11 protein-coding genes are annotated in these 18,012 nt (G+C 45.1%); 7 read left to right on the top strand and 4 right to left on the bottom strand.

What is annotated here, in order from left to right:
• Window positions 1–27: 27 nt before the first annotated feature.
• Both MUY27_RS04445 and MUY27_RS04440 read right to left on the bottom strand, forming a co-directional pair.
• A complete protein-coding gene (locus tag MUY27_RS04445) occupies window positions 28–465 on the bottom strand; it encodes a T6SS amidase immunity protein Tai4 family protein (RefSeq protein ID WP_245128781.1) in 438 nt (145 codons plus the stop codon).
• Window positions 466–578: 113 nt separating this feature from the next.
• Window positions 579–2,969: a DUF5703 domain-containing protein gene (locus MUY27_RS04440; RefSeq protein WP_245128780.1), complete on the bottom strand. Its 2,391-nt coding sequence runs from the start codon at window positions 2,967–2,969 to the stop codon at window positions 579–581.
• Between the two features lie 228 nt (window positions 2,970–3,197).
• On the opposite strand from MUY27_RS04440, the gene MUY27_RS04435 reads away from it, so the two are divergent.
• A complete protein-coding gene (locus MUY27_RS04435) occupies window positions 3,198–5,738 on the top strand; it encodes a zinc-dependent metalloprotease (RefSeq protein ID WP_245128779.1) in 2,541 nt (846 codons plus the stop codon).
• 82 nt (window positions 5,739–5,820) lie between these two features.
• Here the strand turns inward: MUY27_RS04435 and MUY27_RS04430 are convergent, their stop codons facing one another.
• Window positions 5,821–7,857, bottom strand: coding sequence for a PA14 domain-containing protein (locus MUY27_RS04430; RefSeq protein ID WP_245128778.1), 2,037 nt, complete (start codon window positions 7,855–7,857; stop codon window positions 5,821–5,823).
• A gap of 453 nt (window positions 7,858–8,310) precedes the next feature.
• Between MUY27_RS04430 and MUY27_RS04425 the strand changes: the two genes are divergently transcribed.
• The 3 genes from MUY27_RS04425 to MUY27_RS04415 all read left to right on the top strand — a co-directional run bounded on the left by MUY27_RS04425 (window position 8,311) and on the right by MUY27_RS04415 (window position 10,541).
• The gene (locus tag MUY27_RS04425) at window positions 8,311–8,949 is read left to right on the top strand and encodes an HAD family hydrolase (RefSeq protein ID WP_245128777.1); all 639 of its coding nucleotides are present in this window, start codon (window positions 8,311–8,313) and stop codon (window positions 8,947–8,949) included.
• Between the two features lie 41 nt (window positions 8,950–8,990).
• Window positions 8,991–9,761 (top strand): DUF1223 domain-containing protein, encoded by a 771-nt coding sequence (locus tag MUY27_RS04420; RefSeq protein ID WP_245128776.1) that lies wholly within the window; start codon window positions 8,991–8,993, stop codon window positions 9,759–9,761.
• A gap of 66 nt (window positions 9,762–9,827) precedes the next feature.
• The gene (locus tag MUY27_RS04415; protein WP_245128775.1) at window positions 9,828–10,541 is read left to right on the top strand and encodes an NUDIX hydrolase; all 714 of its coding nucleotides are present in this window, start codon (window positions 9,828–9,830) and stop codon (window positions 10,539–10,541) included.
• 87 nt (window positions 10,542–10,628) lie between these two features.
• Here the strand turns inward: MUY27_RS04415 and MUY27_RS04410 are convergent, their stop codons facing one another.
• Window positions 10,629–12,761 (bottom strand): sensor histidine kinase, encoded by a 2,133-nt coding sequence (locus MUY27_RS04410; RefSeq protein ID WP_245128774.1) that lies wholly within the window; start codon window positions 12,759–12,761, stop codon window positions 10,629–10,631.
• Between the two features lie 104 nt (window positions 12,762–12,865).
• Here MUY27_RS04410 and MUY27_RS04405 point away from each other — a divergent pair, with 104 nt between their 5' ends.
• The 3 genes from MUY27_RS04405 (at window position 12,866) to MUY27_RS04395 (ending at window position 17,914) form a co-directional block, all read left to right on the top strand.
• The gene (locus MUY27_RS04405; protein WP_245128773.1) at window positions 12,866–13,312 is read left to right on the top strand and encodes a response regulator; all 447 of its coding nucleotides are present in this window, start codon (window positions 12,866–12,868) and stop codon (window positions 13,310–13,312) included.
• 82 nt (window positions 13,313–13,394) lie between these two features.
• Complete coding sequence (locus MUY27_RS04400; RefSeq protein ID WP_245128772.1) at window positions 13,395–16,901, top strand: PKD domain-containing protein; 3,507 nt, start codon at window positions 13,395–13,397, stop codon at window positions 16,899–16,901.
• Window positions 16,898–17,914: a PorP/SprF family type IX secretion system membrane protein gene (locus MUY27_RS04395; protein ID WP_245128771.1), complete on the top strand. Its 1,017-nt coding sequence runs from the start codon at window positions 16,898–16,900 to the stop codon at window positions 17,912–17,914. Before MUY27_RS04400 ends, MUY27_RS04395 begins: the two co-directional genes overlap by 4 nt.
• The last annotated feature ends 98 nt before the right edge of the window (window positions 17,915–18,012 follow it).

Below are 18,012 nucleotides of genomic sequence, written 5' to 3'. Positions count from 1 at the left end.
TCTTGCGACAACGGCTTTCTTTATGCACTATTTTTTAGATCCACGGTTTCTTTTTTCAATTACTTTAATTAAAGAATCGAGGCTTTTGCTGTGATAAAAGTCTATGCAACCAAGCATGTAAGGCTTCTTTCCTTCATAGTCTGCCGGTTGGGCCGGTTCAATGTTTTTAACTGCTAATTTTGCCAAACTATCTATTAGCTGATAGGTGTTATGCTGACGGAAATCCGTAAACTCGGCTAAAATTGAAAAGCTGACGTCGTTTTTGATACAATCTTCTTTTGGAAAAGCATGTTTCAGGCAATCGCACAAGGCTATTTGTTTAAGCCATTCTCGCTGTTGAGGTGGTGCCAAATCCTTTTTGGTTTCATCTTTGGCAAACCAAGCATGGCAACTGCTGAAGATTAAAATTGTGAGTAAAAGGCAAACGAATATTACCGGACTAAATCTTGAGAGGAAATTATTCATTGTGATAAATTGTTGGTTATGATCGCCAATGATCTAAATATACCGTTAGCGATCGCTAAAAACAACAGTTCAGTATCGACAGTACATGTCAAAAAGGCTTAATAACCGTCTATTTACTGTTGCATCACCATCACGTCTTTAGTGCGCGTCTGCGGCGTTACTTTCAGCTTTTCTACTTTGCCATTTTTAATGGTTGCTTCCACTGTGGTATTATAAGGTGCATGGAGTTTAACAATGGCATTCCAGTCTTTCGGCCAGGCGGGCATCAGGTATGTTTTTTTGCCATCGGTTTGCAGCATCATTTCCTGCAGGGCAATCATACCGCTTCCGCCCCAGTTATGGTCAGGAGCCCAATCTAAACCCGGCCCCCAGAAAGTAGGGAAGCGGTATGTGGCGTTAGAAAGCTTTTGGGTGGTCAGGTCTTTGGCTTCTTCGGTAAGGCCCAGGTCGGCGGCATAGATCGGGTCGGGGTGCCAGCTGATAATGCTGTACTGATTCTTCTTATCCGCGCCAAAATGCCAGGTATCTATAGCCAGCTGAAGATCGGGTTTGCCCACACCATAGATATGATATGGAAATACAGGATAGAGCTGCGGCAATTCGGAGTTGATGACTTTCCCATCCCATTTTTCCGCGGGGGCAATCACTGTGTGTCCATTCAGCTCGCGGGTTGTGATAGTTGGTATCCGGTTGAGCAGCGCTTTCCAATAGGTTCGTTGTTGAATTGTGGCTTGTTTCGAAGGGAGTTCCAGCAGTTCGTTTAATACGGTCTTTAAACCGGCTACCGTACTTACAGCGTTTGTAGCCCCTTTGTAAGTTTCTAAAGCAGCACCGGGGTATAATATCAGTTTTCCATTAGCATCCAGCGGGTAACCATTCAGCTTTTTCGACCAGTACTGGTAATGTTCATCAAAAAAACGGACACTGGCATCTATGAAAGGAAGGTATTTAGAAATGTCTGCGCCGGTATACTGCTGATAGTCGAGGATCATTTTAGAAAATTCCAGCTGACCGTCGTAATGGTCTACCACCCATTGGTTCGTCAGAAAACCATAATCGATAAATTTCATCGTCTCGCCTTTCTGATTGACCAGCGTGCGGGTGCTCGAAGAGTCTGAGCGCGGGCTATGCGGGTCTTTTCCCCATAAACGTTCGTAAGTATGCCCGGCAGGTAAGCCAAAATTTTCTACCTGTTCCGTGAGTGATGCGCCGCTATGTCCCCAGTATTTTTTAGTGCGAAGAGTAGCATTATCCAAAGCCCGGTTATAGAACTCGAACTGCGGTTTCATCATATCAAAATCGCCGGATTTCAGCATGGGCCAATAAACCAATCGCTGGTTCTGGGCAGTAAAGTTGCCGCCACCCCAGCGCCGGAAGTCGGGCGTAACTTTGTTTTTATATTCGCCCTTCACAAAGTCGGCGTCAAATACAAACAAGCCGCCATTGAATTTGGTAGGCCATTCGCCGTAGGCATTGCAGGCTAACTGATAACGGAATACATTATAGTTCCGCCCAACTTCCCAGCCTTTATCGCTCTGGTCTTTTTTATCGGTATTGATGTAGATATACCCGCGGTTCCAATACTGCTGCCACCATTGCAGGTTCTTTTGCCATTTTGCGTCTGTCGCGGCAGAACTGTTCACCGCTTTTTGCAAACCTTGCATCCAGCCTGTGGGCGATGCATGGGCAGTATGCAGCACGACAGAAAATTGCAGTTTATTGGCAGGTTTTACACTTTGATAAACCCAGCCCCGGTACTTGTTAGCCACATAGATGCTATCCAGGTTGCCTGTAAATTTCATCCCGGGAGCAAGTAATTCGCCACCAAAGATGAGGTCTTTCATCGGGTTCCAAAGCTGGGCTTTTGCGTCGCCTAAATGCTGCTGAATGGCTTCGCGGTCGATGATCATCTCGCTGTTGCGGTTTTGGTGATACCATACCAGGCTTGAGGATTGAGGGCGAATGGTGTCTTTTCTGGTGATCACCGTCAGCTTATCTGGTGTGGTATTGCTGTAGCCGTAGGCCTGGTGGCGCTCTTCGGTAGAAAGGGAATGGTCTTCTGTACGCCAGTTCTCATAGGTAACTTTAGCGGTAAGCTGATCCGCTGAGTTAATACTTACATGGATGACAGGCTGAAAAACTTCTACCCATAATTTCACTTTTGTCTGATGATCGCCGGTGATCTCGATATACCCTTCTTTCAGCTTCAGTTCCTGCCGGAAACTGCTTTTAAAAGGGTTGGGGGATAGGTTAAGCCTCACTCTACCCAGTTTTAGCATCGAACTGTTTTCATCAAACGTGCCGCTGCGGCCAATGTAGAAAATAATATCATTGTTCTCTACCCAAACATTGCAGCCAATATCCCCACCACCGAGGGGCATAGATTCGGACGAGTTTTTACTTTGGGTAGTCCAGGCAACGTTGTACTGCGAAATATCCTGCGCCTTTGCAAAGTTTACAGCAACTGGTAAAATGAATAAAAACAATAGTAAATGGTACTTCATAACAGCTCAGGCGCATTGCTGCGTATTAAATGCAATACTAATTGGTATCAGCTAATTTGCAATAATAACTGTAGAATGTACAATTTAATTAGTAATAATATCGATACGGTACTTTAACGCAATGAATGTTAGCGGTTTCGTAACAAAATTAGTAGATAGGGGAATTTAAAACGGTGTTTCGGTATATTGGGGAGTGAAAATTTAGCTGTTTTTTAACCCTAACCCAGTATGAATAAAAGCTTACCCATTGCAATTTTAATTACCGCGCTGGCTTCTGGCAATGCCGTGTTTGCGCAGGATAACCCCCGCGCTGCCGGTTCTGCAAACCGGACGGCGGCTCTCCCGGCTTCAAGTATCGCAGCAGCCACCCAGGGCATGAAGAAATTTGAAGGTTATTTTAACTTTTATTACGATGAAAAATCCGGCAAGGTATTGCTCGAGGTAGATAAGTTCGACAAGGAATTTCTGTATTTCTCTTCCTTAACGGATGGTGTAGGCGCAAGTGCAGAGCGTGGCACGGCTTCGGCAGAAGTAACCAAGTTTATTAAGGTTGGCCCTAAAGTATTACTGATAGAACCCAATTTAAGGTATCGTGCCGTTACGGATAACCAGGACCAGGTAAAGTCTGTAGAAAGTGCGTTTGCAAAATCTGTGATCTGGGGATTTATGCCCGTGGCTGTTGAGGGGGATAAAGTATTGATCGATCTGACACCGTTTATCGTGCGCGACAGCCAGAACATTGGCAGCCGTATCGGCGGCGGAAATCGCTTTGCGGGCACCGCCGGCAGGGGCGGCATAGCCGGAAGCTCTTCCGGGGGCGGCGGTTACCGGGTAGACGAAACCCGCTCTGCCGTGTTTCTGCCTAATACCAAAAACTTCCCGAAGAATTCTGAGTTTGAAGCGATGATCACCTTCACAAACCCGGGTGCGGGCGATAGGGGGTATGGTGGTAACAGCATAGCACCCGATCCATCAGCGGTCACTATACGCATGCACCAGTCGTTCGTAGAACTGCCGGACAATAAATACAAACCACGTAAGTTCGATCCGCGGTCGGGCTTCTTTCAATTCACCTACATGGATTTTGCCGCACCGATGGACCAGTCGCTCACGAAACGGTTCATCCAGCGGCACCGGTTAGAGAAAAAGGATCCGAATGCGGCCGTTAGTGAAGCCGTTGAGCCAATTGTTTACTATATCGATCGCGGGGCACCGGAGAATATTAAAAAGGCGCTGATCGAAGGTGGTTCCTGGTGGAACCAGGCTTTTGAAGCTGCCGGGTATAAAAACGCTTTCCAGGTGAAAGAACTTCCGGAAGGGGCAGACCCAATGGATATCCGTTACAACGTAGTGAACTGGGTGAACCGCGCGGGAAATCCGCGGGCGTTTTCTTATGGTTCGTCTTACGCTGATCCGCGTACCGGCGAAATTATCAAAGGCGTGGTAACTTTAGGTGCAGACCGTCACCGCCAGGATTACCTCATCGCTGAAGGATTATTACAGCCCTATAAAGGCAAAGCGGTAAGCAAGCAAATGGAAGAAATGGCGCTGGCCCGTATCCGGCAGCTTTCTGCGCACGAAATTGGCCATACGCTGGGTTTTACCCATAACTTCGCGGCCAGCCCTAAAGACCGTGCTTCTGTAATGGACTATCCTTTCCCGCGTATTAATTTGAAAGCGGATGGCACCATAGACCTTTCCGACGCTTATGCTACAGGTATTGGCAGCTGGGATAAACGTGCTGTAATGTGGGGATATTCAGAATTTCCGCAAGGAGCAAATGAAGATGCAGAGCTGGATAAAATTATGCAGGAAACCCTTAAACAGGGCTTCGCTTACATACCGGATATTGGCGGGTATACACACCCGGCTTCACACCAGTGGGACGATGGCGTAAACCCAATTGATCAACTGAATAAACTGATGAAGATCAGGCGGCATGTGCTGGATAATTTTTCTGAAAATGCCATTCCCGATGGTGCGCCTATGGCGACGATAGAAGAGGTATTGGTGCCGATGTACTTGTTGCACAGATACCAGATAGAGGCCGTGGCGAAATCAGTGGGCGGACTTTATTTTACCCATGCAGTAAAGAACGACGGGCAGATACCTACGCGGATGGTGGCACCTGCCGAACAATGGCGTGCTTTTGATGCGCTGATGGCTACTATTACACCGGATGCGCTTGCATTGCCCGAGAGGCTGATCGGCAAAATACCGCCGCGACCAAGCGGTTACCCTTCTACCATGGAAACCTTTAGTGGTTACACCGGGCCAACTTTTGATCCCGTTGCTGCTGCTGAAACCGCCGCGGGCGAAACCATATCATCGCTATTAGACCCTGAACGTGCAGCACGGTTGATAGAATTCCACGGACGGGATGCCGCCCAACCCGGATTTTTAGCCGTTGCCGATAAATTGATCGACAGAACCTGGAAAGCACCATTACCGGCAGGTTATCATGGCGAATTGCAAACTATGGTAAATAACCTGGTGCTGGAATATCTGCTGGAACTGGCTGGTGATAAAAAGGCTTCTGCAGTGGTAAAAGGCCAGGCTATGTTGAAGATAAACGAGTTGAAAGACTGGATGACTGTTAAATTGAAAACAGCGAGCCCGGAGCAAAAAGCAAACATTTATTATGCTTTGTCGCAAATCGGTGATTTCAAAAGCAACCCAGATAAATTTCAACCGCATCCTGCTTTGGATATGCCGCCCGGCGCACCTATACAACCGGGTATGAGTTTCATCGGCAAAGAGGATTATTAATCGAACCCTGGCGAAAATTAAAAAGCCCTTACAGTTTAACTCGCTGTAAGGGCTTCTTTGCTTTTATAATTGATATGATTTTTTATTTGTAAGTAAGGAAAGTGCTTGGCAACATAGATTCTGACATATCAGATGATCCCCAAACGTTGTCGGTATCCCAACCTGCAGGTTTTTGCGCATTGGACGATAACCAAACGTTGTTCTGGTAATTGGTGGCGTTATAGAAACGTACTTTATTACCTTTTACCGTACTGTTGGTTGCATTGTAGCCGCTGATGCTATTTACGTAGATACCTACGTTAGTAAATGATTGCTGCTTACCGTAAATCTTGTTATTCAGGATCTGGTTGTTGTTACCACCCGCGATAGCCATACCATACTGACCGGGATTTACCAGGATGTTATCAGAAGCGATAGCGTTAGAACCGCCCATATCGCCCAGCATAATACCGCCGCCGCTTTGGCTTGGGCCGCCACCACGGATCCAGTTGCCTGCTACTTTGATGGGGCTGCTGGTAGTACCGTTGCTTTGGTAAATGCTGATGGCATCTTCAGGATAGCTTTGGCCTAAAACGTTTTCGCCTTTATTATAGCTTACAGAGCTGTTCGGTCCGTTTACGTTGTTAAACTGTACAAACTGTCCGCGTGGGAATGGGCCTTTCATGTTCAGGAATTGGTTGTTGTTCACCACAATGCCGCCTTCAGTAGAATGATCTACATACACACCGGTTGATACATTGGTAAAGTAGCTGTAATCTACCGTGATGTTTTTACAGTTCAGCAAATAGATACCCACTTCGCTTGAGTTGTATAACTTACAATTGGTAATATGAACATTGTAACAGTTTTTAAGGCTGATACAAGGCACGTTGCCGCCCGCGATAGCTTTGCCGCTGATGGTAATATCATGCACATTCTCATAAGAGATTACACCCGCTGCGGTATAAGCAGATGATGTTGAACTTGCCGAAGCAGCTAAATTGGTGCTGCCGGTATATGGCGATAACCTGTTACCCGGGATAGGGCTTTCGGTAGCGCCGCCAGGTACCGTCCATTGAACAGATACATGCCCGTCGCCGCCGCCTTGTTTGTGCAATACCTCGATATAATATTGCTGACCAGCCTGCAACGTAATTGCGGCAGATTTTTGTGTGGCAAACTTGGTGAATTCGCGGAAGTTGGTCCAGCTAAGGAAGCTGGCAATTTTTACTTTCTTAGCAGGGTCTGTACTGGTTGACAGCCAAAGTTCGGCCGCATCATCGCCAGAGATAGCGAAGGTATAGCTGCCCGTTGTAGGTGCAGTAACATAACCGCGGATCCGGTGTGCCTGGTTTGCAGTTGTATTATTTGTTAATTCTAAACTTGTTATAGTTGTGCTGCTGTTTGCCGTGGTGCTAACCGGAACCTGGCTAACATCGTTTCCGCTAATATTGGTCCACGTTTCTGAGGTGATCTTGCCTGTAGTAGTGGCTGTTGCTGAAGCAGTTGTAAGGCTTGAGCCGGCAACCGGGCACTCTACAGCGCCTGAAGGCAATGTCCATTGTACGGATACGTGGCTATCGCCGCCGCCTTGTTTCTGTAAAACTTCCACATAATATTTCTGGCCGGCCTGTAACGTAATCGCCGCCGATTTTTGTGTCGAGTATTTGGTGAACTCGCGGAAATTAGTGTAGCTCAGCGTATAAGCTACTTTTACTTTTTTAGACGCATCAGAAGTGGTTGAAACCCAAAGCTCGGCAGCGTCGTCAGCAGCAATCCAAAAGGTGTAACTACCTGTAGTAGGTGCAGTTACGTAGCCTTTTAAGCGGCGGCCAAAATTAGCAGTTGAGCTTGAGGTTACCTCGAAAGCAGAAATGCTTTTAGTAGAGGTTGGCGTAGTACTCACCGGGATCTGTGCAACATCATTACCGCTAACGTTGCTCCACTCTTCGCAGGTAACGTTGGCAGATGTTAAAGACAAGCTGGTGGTAGTGGCATCACTTAATGTGTTTGCACTAAGGGTGCTGTCTGTAGTGGGCGTAAGCTCGTCTTTTTTACAAGAACTGATAAAGGGGATAGTGGCTGTAAGGGCGGTTAGTACGATAACATTTCTAACACGCTGTCTCAGTCGTTTTAACATAGTTGTCCTTTAGAGTTGGGTTTAACCAATAGTTTACTTAATTCTTAACAGGGGGTATTATATAGTGTAATCGGGGCACTTAAACCTGATCGGGGTTGAGCTCAGGTGCTCCGTTTTTCTAAATAATACTTAAAGGTAGATTAATTATTTTAATAATCAAGAAATTATTTTAAAAAAATTAACTTTTGGCAGAATATTAGCTTGTGTGAAGAAATGGATAGAAATAGATACAGTTGCCAAAGGGGATGTATCTAAATGGGGACAAATAACTATATAACGGACATTTTATGCTACATGTTGCCCTGCGAAGTGCCCATACCATACATAATCAAACAACTTTTCAGAATAAGCGGCTAATGCAATGTTTGAGCGCTGTTTTGCGGTAAATATTTTTTGTAGGAATTAAAAAATATTTCGTTTGCACTACCGCTGAAGGAAAGGCATCTTCGTATTATGTCAACCGCTATTAAGAATATCATTTTCGATTATGGCAATGTAATCTTCGCCATAGATTTTAAACGCGTTCAGCAGGCACTGAAAGATATCGGCATCAACGATGTCGATGCTTTCTACGGTCATCTGCAGCAAGACCCAATTTTTGATCTGCTGGAAAGAGGGCAGATCACCGCAGCTGAGTTCAGGGCACGTATCCGGGAAAGGGCAGGCAACCCCGACTTGACGGATGAGCAGATTGATAAAGCCTGGAACAGCATTCTAATAGGTATTGCCGAAGGTAACCATGATCTTTTGCTGCGCGTAAAGGAGCATTACCGTACCTTCCTGTTGAGTAACATTAACGAGATCCATTACAACTACATTATGGATTACCTGAAGCGCGAGTTTGATTTTGAGGGTAACGATCACCTTTTCGAGAAGGTTTACTATTCTCATTTTACCGGCCTGCGTAAACCAGAGCATGCTTTATTTAAACGTGTGTTGGAAGAGAATGGCCTTGAGGCATCGGAAACATTATTTATTGACGATAGTCCGCAACATATTGCCTCGGCACAGCAATTGGGTATCCAAACCTTTTTAATGACGGCACCAGATACGCTGCAGAAATATTTTGAACGAAACGGTCTGCTTGGATGATAATTCAATAAAGTCATTCAAGCGGGATTTATATTTAAGTTATGAAAAACAGCTGCCTTGTTCTATGTATTCCATTGATGCTATTAATGGCATTGCTGCCTGTAAGGTCTGTAGGCCAAGTCCCGATGACCGGCTTTGCAGTGGTAGAGCTTTTTACTTCTGAAGGTTGCTCAAGCTGTCCACCTGCGGATGACGTTCTGGTGAAGCTTAATCTTGAATACGCCGGCAAAACGTTATACCTGCTTAGCTTTCATGTGGACTATTGGGATAACCTGGGCTGGAAAGACCCGTTCAGTAATTCGGCCTTTACCCAGCGGCAGCAGCGCTATGGGCAGTTATTTGGGGCCAGTATTTACACTCCCCAGGCTATTGTTAACGGGCAGAAAGAACTGATTGGTTCGCAGTCTGGCACGCTGCATAACTTGATCAATGCGAACATCCGCAGGGTGCCGGATAATTCCATCGCTTGCTCGGCATCATTCAAAAACCGCGAGTTGAACGTTAATTACCAGTTAGAAAACTTCAGTGATAAAGAGTTGATAAACGTTGCCCTTGTTCAGGAACGTGCGGTCAGCAGGGTAGCCGCCGGCGAAAATAAAGGAACAACCATCAGCCATGTTAATGTGGTAAGGGTGTTTAAAACCGTAAAAGGGGAGCGAAGTGGTTCCGTGCAGTTAACCATACCAGATGATATGCGCGGAAGTAATCTCCGGATTATATTATATGTGCAGGATAAGAATACCTGGCAGATCAAATGCGCAAACACACTATTGATTAAACCGGTTATGAAGACTTATATCATCAAGAGCTGACGTTGTGTGTTAAGGATTTATTGTTTTAATGACAATTTATTATATAATTGCATAGCACAATAAGCTATGCAAAAGTATACCGGCCAGAAAAGAGTTTTAATTGCTGTCGATTGTATCGTATTCGGTTTCGACGGGCAGCATATTAAGCTGTTATTAGTAAAGCGCTCTTTTGAGCCCAATAAAGGAAAATGGAGTTTAATGGGAGGTTTCATTGAAGCCGATGAAACCCCAAATGATGCCGCCAATAGGGTGCTCGAGCTTCGTACCGGGTTGAAAGATGTTTACCTGGAGCAGTTGCAGGTTTTCGGTGACCCAAACCGCGACCCGGTAGAGCGTACCATCTCTATCGCTTATTTTGCTTTGATAGATATTCACCGGTATGAAAACCAGTTGAATGATGATGCTCATGCCGAGTGGTTCCTGCTGAATGAAGCGCCTTCGCTGATCTTTGACCATAATGAAATGGTACGCCTGGCCAAAAAGCAATTGCGCTACAAGGCAGCCCTTCATCCCATACTGTTCAACCTGCTGCCAGACCGATTTACTATTCCCCAACTGCAGGCATTATATGAGGGAATCTATCAGACCGAGTTTGACGACCGCAACTTCAGCCGCAAGGTGCTTTCTACCGGGTTGCTGATTAAGCTACCCGAAAAGGATAAGCAAACCTCAAAAAAAGGCGCGTTTTATTACCGGTTAAACAAAGAGGAATATCTCGAGAATTTCGAATCGTTCCTGAATTTTGTGCCCAACCCGGATAAATTGCTGTCAGATAATTAAGGATAAAGCTTAAGCGGCTTTTCTGATCGTGTCTGGCGGTTGCTAACCCGCAAAGTCTCCATTTGAGAAAAGGGCGGGCACCCTAAATTAATTAAGGTTTTTGGGTAGCCTGACCGTTATTGTAGTTCCTACGCCGGGCTCCGATTCCACTTCTATATGTCCCTGGTGCTTTTCTATGATACCAAATACAATGGAAAGGCCAAGGCCTGTTCCTTCACCAACTTCTTTAGTGGTGTAAAAGGGGTCAAAAATGCGGTGCTTAGCCTCGGGGGATATGCCGGTTCCGGTATCTTTTATTCGGATCTCTATTTCTTTTTCATAATCCGATGTCGTGATCAGGATAAACTCGTTCTCATGCGTATCTTTTGCCTTGATGGCATCAATGCTATTTGAGATAAGGTTAATGAATACCTGGCTAATCTTACCGGGGTAGCAATTGATCAATGGCAGTTTATCCAGTACCGGCTGTATGGATATATAGGCGGGGATAGCACTGCGCAGGATAACTAATGTGCTTAAAATAGCCTTATTAATATCTGCTGCTTTTAAAGATTGCTCGTCTGTGCGGCTGAACGTCCGCAGGCTGTCCACAATTTCTTTGGTACGCAAAGCGCCTTCTTCAATGCCTTCTAAAAGCGTGAGGATCTCTTGTTTGATATAATCAACATCGATCTGCTGGCGATAACGGTTTACCTCATCTTTCAGTGCGCCATTATCAGGTTCGTGCTCAAATGCAATGTATTTTTCTATCAGGTCAAACACTTCCAGGAAATCAAGTCGCAGCGGCTGTACGTTGGCGCTTACAAAATTAATGGGGTTGTTAATTTCATGGGCTATCCCGGCTGTAAGTTGCCCCAGGGATGCCATCTTTTCCGTCGCGATCAGTTGTGACTGGGTGGCCTGAAGGTTTTCCAGGCTCACCTGCAGGGTTTTGTTACTTTCTATTAGCTCTACGGTGCGTTCGTTTACTTTTCTTTCGAGTATCAGGTTTTGTTCGGTGATCAGCCGTTCGTTTTCAAGTGCAATAGCCAGCGCCGCCGATTGTGCCTGGTTATGTTGTTGTCTGTAGAAATTGATGCGGTCTGCCAGGGCGACAGAGAACAGCACAAATTCAATGGCTGAACTATAGAGCACAATATTAAGGGTAAAGTTGTTGTAAGGAACCAGGCCCTGGTTGCGCAGCACAGTAACAATAATGGAAACAAAGAACAGTGTCCACGCAAGCATAAAATATTTCGCAGGGGTATAACCCTTAAAGTAAAGCGAGCCACCGATAACCAGTAGTGAAACGGAGACCATCAGTGCGCTTACTGAAATGATGTTATAGGCAATATGCGGCAAGCCGGTGATTACAAATAACAAAGGCAGGCAATAGAAAATGAACATACCCTTGAAATATACCTGAAGGGTTTTTCCACGATTCTTGATCTGTAGAAATTCATATACAAAAAGAATGATGGTGATGCCAAGCATCATCCGTGTGATGGGCTGGACAATATCATTCAAAAGCTGCTGATTATTTTGAAATAAATTGGTGCCGACCCCCCTTAAAAGAATTTGCGTTAACGCAAGCGAAATAATATATAAGGTGTAATAGAAGTAGCTGATATCTTTCACCGTGAAGAAAAGCAGCAGGTGATAAGCCGCCATCACGAGCACCATACCGATAAAAGCGCCGAGAATTAAGTTTTGAGTGCTGATAGATTGAAGGAAGTAAGTAGCGCTATGCACCTGAACGGGAATGACCGTGTTTGCACTACTCTTGATACGCAGGTAGATGGTGCGGGTAGAATCTGGTAGTAGTGCAAAATTGATATTGGTAAGGTTAGATTGAAGCTGGTTGGAATTGAATTTTGGGTTAGACGATTTTAGATGGAGCAAACGCTTACTGGTCCCGACGAAATAGAGGTCAAATTCATCAATAACACTGCCGCTGATGGTAATAGGAATAAAAGGTTGCGCCGTCTTATTTCGTATCTTAACCTTCAGCCAAATGGCGGCCTCGTCGTATTTTATCTCTGGCAGTTCGTCATCCGGTTGATGAAAACGTGGGTTATTGATAATTTCCCTGGCCTGCAATAACGCCTTGGGGTCTTCCAGTTCTTCGTAAAACTTCTTGCTGATCAGGATTGCATCATTTTCGCGTACCGTTAGCGTGTCTGCCGCCCGCAGTTGCACCGCAAAAGATAGCAGCATTAACACTAAAAACAGTTTTTTCATCCCGAAGACAATTAATCGCAGTTAAAAACGTAAATTTAAAGAACCTAATTAACCCTGTTGCGTAAAAATCGTAGTTGGGTTAAGTGCTTAATTAAGATGAACTTATGCAATACGGCGTACTGTACGTTGACGACGAAATTAACAATTTAAACAGCTTTAAGGCTGCTTTCAGGCGCGATTTCACAATTTTTACCGCGCAATCTGCGCGCGAAGGCCGTAAAATACTCGATAACAACGAGATCGGCGTAATTATTACAGACCAGCGTATGCCTACCGTAACAGGTATCGAATTTTTAGAGAGTATTTTACCCGTTTACCCAGATACCATCAGAATATTACTTACCGGATTTGCAGATATCAATGCCGTAATGGATGCTATTAATCGCGGCCAGGTTTATAAATACCTGGTAAAGCCCTGGCAGAATGAAGAGCTGAAAATGTATATCCAGAATGCGATGGAAATCTACCACCTTCGCAAAGAAAACCGCGATTTGATGCAAAAGCTGAAGCAAGCCAACGCAGCCCTGCAAGGGCTGGCAAAACCGCAGTGATATTTTCTTTTATAGTAATAATATAGCTATATTGGCACAAGCTATTGTTATTATTATTCACCCCTAATTAAGACAACTCACAGTGAAGCTTTGTGCCGGTTTTGCTATTTTTTTAGTTTGTTTATTCAACCTCAATAAAGCGTCAGCACAAAGTACTACCAATAAGGGTACAGAGTTTTGGACGGCTTACATGATCCATGTCGCCGGTGTTACCGGCAACCAACCCAGCCAGATGGCGTTATATATTACTTCTGATGTGAACACATCCGGGGTGGTTGAAATTCCGGGAATCAATTATTCGCAAACATTTACGGTACAAGCGAATAGCGTTACAGAGGTAGCGATTCCGTCAACGGCTTATCTCGGCGGAACCGAAGGGCAATTCTTAAAAGGTATCCACATTACCTCGGATAAAGCCATTGCCGTTTATGCGCATATTTATGCGCAAGCAGTATCAGGGGCTACGTTATTACTGCCGGTGAGTACCCTGGGTAAAGACTACCAGTCTATCAATTATACGCAGCGTTCTAATGAACCAGCTTCTCGCCCTACATATTCTGTATTTAATATTATTGCGGTAGAAGATAATACTACGGTAGAAATTACCCCCTCTGCTGATTTGCTTTCAGGGCATTTGAAGGGAACGACATTTACCGTTACGTTACAAAAAGGTGAGGTTTACCAGGGTTTATCCGCAAACGACCTTACTTCTACCCACATTAAAACCGTAAATGTTAACAATAGCGGTTGTAAGAGGATAGCCGTTTTTTCGGGCAGCAGTAAAATCTCTATTTCATGTACTACGGCTATTACTGCCGATAATCTTTTCCAGCAGGTATATCCAACCTCGTCATGGGGTAAAAACTATATCACTGTGCCGCTGGCCAGCAGGGCGTTTGACGTTTACCGGGTAGTAATGACAGATTCAACTACTAACATTACCGTAGACGGACAGGCTGTTCCGAAATCGCAATACAGCGGCTTATATTATGAGTTTGACGGTACAACCGCAAAAACTATATCTGCCGATAAACCGGTGCAGGTGGTGCAGTACACACCATCACAAGGTAACGGGCCAAATTGTACAAGAATAACTGAAACTACCGGCGACCCGGAGATGATCTATCTGAACCCGCTGGAACAAAGCCTGGATCACGTTACGCTTTATTCCACACCGCACTATGCCATTACTAAGCAATTTATCAACGTAGTAATACCAACTACGGGTGTTTCTTCTTTTAAACTTGATGGCGCTGCTTATAATACCTTTACCCCGGTGCCTGCCAATAGCGCTTATGCTTATGCGCAGATCAGCGTGGCGGCGGGTACGCATAATATCAGTTCGTCAGAAAGTTTTAACGCCATTGCCTACGGTTTCGGAAATGTAGAATCTTATGGCTACGCGGCAGGTACAGACCTAAAAAATCTAAACGAATACATTTCGCTGCAGGAGCCTTCGGGCACCAGCCAGCTTACCGCAGGTTGTTCGGCTGTTACTTATCTGCTTAAAATAACGTTGCCGTACCAGACGACAAATATTTCCTGGGATTTTAAAGATGGCTCGGCCCCGGTTGTACAGACCAACCTGACACCGCAGGTGAGCCAAAAGAACGGCCAAACCTTGTATACCTATACTTATACCAATTCAAAAACCTTTACCAAGGGTAATTATACGGTTATTGCCAGTGTTTTTAATCCAACCGCATCAGACTGCGGCGCTACTGAAGAGGTAGAATTCGATTTTAATATAGCCGATCCGCCGAAGGCCGGTTTTACTTACAGCGCTACTTGTTTTGGTGATAGCACCGCTTTTAGGGATACCAGCGTAGCCACATTACTGCCGATAAAAAGCTGGCACTGGGATTTTGGCGACGGAACAAGTTCTGATTTGCAGAACCCTAAACATGTTTATGCCGCACCAGGTGACTATAATGTAGTGTTAACCACCATCAATGAGAACAATTGTGCAGGCGTATCATCAATTGTTAAAGTACATATCAATAAACTACCCGTAGCTTCGTTTACCCTGTCACCGATAGATTGTGCCGGACAGGAAATTGCCTTTACAGATAAATCGACGCCGGGAGATGGTAATTTGACAGGATGGAACTGGGATTTTGGAGATGGGCAAACATCTATAGAACAGAACCCGAAACATACGTATCAAAACGCTCAGCCTTATACGGTTAAATTAACGGTTACTTCGCAAACGGGCTGTATAAGCACAACTTCCACAAATATTAATGTTTACCCCGTTCCGGTACCTGATTTTGTTCTACCCGACGTCTGCCTTGCCGATGCATCTGCCAAATTTACGGGAACAAGTACCATTGCGGATCATACCGAGAGCGCGTTTACCTATTTGTGGGATTTCGGCGATCAAAATGCTGCTCCTGCCAACAATACGTCGACAACACAATCTCCATCACATAAATATAGTGCCGCCGGGGTTTATAACGTAACGCTGACAGTCACTTCTAAATACGGTTGTAAGGCTGTAAAAACGCAGGCGCTTACCGTTAACGGTGCAATTCCGAAGGCACAGTTTGCAGTGGAGAATGCGAATACCTTATGTAGTGCGAATGATGTGATATTTGATGATCAGTCTACGGTTGATTTTGGTAATATCACCAAGGTGGTATGGTGGTTTGATTATAACAATCACCCTAACGATACCACTGTTTTTTACCGCAGCAAAGGGCAGATACCTGCAGACGGAAAATATACCCATAACTACGGCTATTTTAACTCGCCGCTTACCAAGACCTTTGCAGTACAAATGGCGGTATATTCCGGGCAAAGCTGTTTCAGTATAACGCCAGTTACCAATATTGTCGTTAATGCAAATCCTTACGCAGATCTGCCTGCTATTGCGCCGGTTTGTGCCGAGACCGCGCCGTTCCAGATCACGCCGGATACCCACGGGTTTTCAGGTACGGCTGTCTTTACTGGCAAGGGGGTAAGCGCGTCCGGGTTGTTTAGTCCTGCGGATGCAGGTGCGGGTACTGCTAATATCAACTATTTGTTTACGGCAGATAATACCGGTTGTACTTACAGTAGCTCTATGAATATTGTAGTATATCCTACGCCAACGGTTAATGCTGGCCCGGACAAGCATTATCTTGAAGGTTTAGAAACGGCGACCCTTGACGCTACGGCAAGCGGCAACAATCTGAAATATAAATGGACACCATCTGTAGGTTTAAACCGGGATGACGTATTACAGCCTATTGCCACGCCGACAGAGGATACCCAATACACGCTTACGGTAACATCCGCAGACGGTTGTACGGCCATGTCTTCGGTAAATGTTTATGTTTTAAAAGCACCTGAAATTCCTAATACGTTTACACCTAATAATGACGGGGTAAATGATTTCTGGGATATTAAGTATCTAAATAACTACCCCGGAGCTACTGTAGAGGTTTTTGACAGGAACGGGCAGAAAATTTATTTTTCATCAGGATATAGTGTTCCCTGGGATGGAACGTATAAAAATGCTAACTTACCTGCTGGTGTTTATTATTACATCATAACCCCGGGTAACCGCCGTAAAACAGTTGCCGGAACTATCACAATTATCAGATGAGAAAAATTTACATTTTTGTTGCGCTATGTTTGTTAACGGTAAGTGTGTATTCGCAACAGAAACCCCAGTACACCCAATACGTTTTTAATAACTACCTGTTGAACCCGGCGGTGAGCGGTATAGAAAACTATCTGGACGTGAAAGCAGGCTATCGCAGGCAGTGGACGGGCCTGGATGGTGCACCCGTTACCACTTACCTTACCGCGAATATGCCTATCGGTGCTAAGTTTATAGATGGTGATGCTACCGCGATGCCAGCAGCAGGCGGCACCAATCCGCTAAGCCGCTCTTATACGCAAGAGTATATGGCCGCAGAACCACACCATGGCGTAGGTTTAATGGTGGTAGGGGATAGGACAGGGCCAATTACCCAAACTACCATCAACGCCACCTATGCGTACCACCTTGGCCTGGCGCCAAAGTTAAACCTGGCGGTAGGTGTATCAGCAGGTATTAATAATATCGGCCTTGATCGGTCTAAAATTCAGCTGGGCGATTTTGCAGATGATCCTGCTATTGCAAACAGTAACGTGAGCCAGATAAAACCCGACTTGGGCATGGGCGTATGGCTGTATTCTGCTGATTATTATGTAGGTGCATCTGCTCAGCAATTGCTTAAGCAAAATCTGTATTTCAGCACCAATGGCGCTTATAACCAAAGCCAGACAGTGCCCCATTTCTTTTTTACCGCAGGTGTAAAGCTGTATGTGACAGATGATATCACCTTTATGCCGTCTGTTTTGGTAAAGGTGATTAACCCGGTACCTACCACGTTTGATATCAACGGAAAGCTGGCCTTTCGGGATCGTTTTTGGATAGGTGCAGCATATCGTAGAAATGATGCGGTAGCGGCTATTGCCGGTATCAATATCAGTTCGCTGATTAATGTTGGTTACTCCTACGATTTTACCACATCGGCCTTACGTACAGTAAGTAACGGCACGCACGAAATAGTGATCGGCTTGTTGCTCAACAATAGGTATAAAGTAACCTGCCCAATGAGGACGTTTTAGTCAGTCACTATTTATTGGTCATTAGTCAGTATTCTTGTTGAATATCGACTAACATTGGTAGTAACCAATCATTTAAGCAACTACACAGCATGCTTTGC

The sequence above is a fragment of the Mucilaginibacter straminoryzae genome (genome assembly GCF_022953055.1).
In the GTDB taxonomy this organism is placed as follows: Bacteria; Bacteroidota; Bacteroidia; order Sphingobacteriales; family Sphingobacteriaceae; genus Mucilaginibacter; species Mucilaginibacter straminoryzae.
The sequence above is the reverse complement of the archived record's forward strand: the minus strand, read 5'-3'. Positions and strand labels throughout refer to the sequence as shown.